Annotated in this window: 1 protein-coding gene; it reads left to right on the forward strand. The window is 46.3% G+C overall.

What is annotated here, in order from left to right; translation table 11 throughout:
* The coding region (locus ESB04_RS12420; RefSeq protein ID WP_164969666.1) for a beta strand repeat-containing protein at window positions 1-2,531 on the forward strand (2,531 nt) is incomplete at both ends.

Here is a 2,531-nt window from a genome sequence, read left to right on the forward strand (position 1 = left end):
GTGACGGTGAGTCCAACTACCTTCAGTAAACTGGCGGTAAGTTTAGCCAGTCCACAGACCAATGGTTCGGCATTCACCGGAACGAATACCCTTACCGCCCAAGATGCTTATGGTAATACAGTGACCAGCTTTGCGGCGAATACCAATAATGTGACAGTGACTACTAGTTTATCAGGTAGTATTTCAGGTTTATCAGGAACGAATAAATTAAGTAGTGCGGGAGATTTTACAAGTGGAGTAGCCAATTTGACAAGCCTAGGATTGATATTTACAGGAACCTCGGGTTCAGGAACATTCACCTTTACACCAGCTTCAGGAACAGCGGTGACTAGTTCATCGATAACTATTAATGCCGGTGCAGCTACGAAATTAGTAGTAACTGGAACTGGCACCCAAACGGCAGGAGGTTCACAAACCATTACAGTTACGGCTCAAGATGCGCAAGGAAATACCGCTACGACTTACACGGGAGCTAAGAATATTACATTCTCGGGAGCCACGGCTTCCCCAAGTCCAGCGACTAACCCAACGGTAGCGGGCACGAATTTTGGAACGGCGACGAGCTTGACCTTTACAGCAGGTGTGGCGACAGCAAGCATGGCTTTGTACAAAGCCGAGTCAGCGACTATCAATGCCACAGACGGATCAATTAACTCGAACACAGGTGGTACTTTGAATGTGACGGTATCAGAATCTAACATGTCTAAGTTGGCCGTGAGTTTAACTAGTCCGCAAACGAATGGAGTAGCCTTTACTGGAACAAATGAAGTGACGGCTTTGGATGCTTACGGTAACCCTATTACTAACTTTGATGTATCTCAAAATCATATTACTGTTTCCACTTCATTGAATGGTACCATCACAGGATTTACTGGAGTGAATGTAATGACGGCAGCTGGGGCTTGCGTGAATGGAACTTGTTCCATTTCGACTAAAATGATTTATACAGGCGAGGCAGGAACGGGAACTTTCACTTTTACTCCGGCCTCTGGATCACCAGTGACCAGTTCAAATGTAACGATTAATCCAGGTGCAGCCACCAAGTTGGTAGTCACAGGATCGGGTACCCAAACGGCAGGAGGTTCACAAACCATTACGGTTACGGCTCAAGATGCGCAAGGAAATACCGCTACGACTTACACGGGATCTAAGAACATCACCTTCTCGGGAGCCACGGCTTCCCCAAGTCCAGCGACTAATCCAACGGTTGCGGGCACGAACTTTGGAACAGCCACTAGTTTGACTTTCACTGAGGGTGTGGCGACAGCAAGCATGGCCTTGTACAAAGCCGAGTCAGCGACCATCAATGCCACAGACGGAACGATCAACTCGAATACAGGAGGAACTTTGAATGTAACGGTGAGTCCATCTACCTTCAGTAAACTGGCGGTAAGTTTAGCCAGTCCACAAACCAATGGTTCGGCTTTCACCGGAACGAATACCCTGACAGCACAAGATGCTTATGGTAATACGGTGACCACCTTTAGTGCAGCTACTAATAATGTGACGGTGACGAGTTCTTTGACAGGAACAATCAGCGGATTGGGCAGTGGAGTGAATAATGTATTGAATCAAGCAGGTGATTTCACAAGTGGTGTTGCTAATTTGACTAGTTTAGGAATGAAGTTCACTGGTACAGCTGGTTCTGGGACCTTCACCTTTACACCAGCTACCGGAACAGCGGCGACTAGTTCATCGATAACTATTAATGCTGGTGCAGCTACTAAATTTGTAGTGACTGGAACAGGTACGCAAACGGCAGGAGGATCTCAAGCTATTACCATCACGGCTAAGGATGCTAGCGGTAATACCGCTACTTCTTATACGGGTTCGAAAAACATCACAGTTAGTGGAGCCAACAGTTCGATTAATCCAAGTACTGCCCCAACTTTTGCTGGAAACAACCTGGGTGTAGAAGCTAGTCTGAACTTCACTGCTGGAGTTGCTACGGGCTCATTAGTACTTTATAAAGCAGAGTCGGCCACTATTTCTGCCACCGATGGTACCATTTCTTCTACGGATGGGGATAGACTAAGCGTGAGTGTGAGCGCCTCTACCTTAGCTAAATTCCAGGCAGATTTGGCTACACCGCAGAATAATGCTATAGCGTGGATAGGAACGAATACCCTGACCGCCCAAGATGCTTATGGTAATATAGTAAGTTACAATGCAAGTACAAATGCGGTAACAGTTACCAATTCCTTGGGAGGAACTATAACAGGTTTAGGTTCGGGTAACAACAATGTCTTGAATCAGGCCGCGGATTTTGTGGGAGGTGTGGCAGATTTGACCGCTTTGGGCATTAAATACAGCGGAGCTGTAGGATCAGGAACCTTTACTTTTACCTCTGCAACGGGAGGAATTACTGGAAATGATGTAGTTCAAATTGACCCGGGTACCGCTTCTAAATTAGTAATAACAGGAACGAGTACTCAAACCGCTGGAGCAACACAAAATATCACCATTACTGCAAAAGATGCAAGTGGAAATACGGTTACGACTTACACGGGAGCTAAGAACATCACCTTCTC

This window comes from Aquirufa rosea (genome assembly GCF_004118285.1).
In the GTDB taxonomy this organism is placed as follows: Bacteria; Bacteroidota; Bacteroidia; order Cytophagales; family Spirosomataceae; genus Aquirufa; species Aquirufa rosea.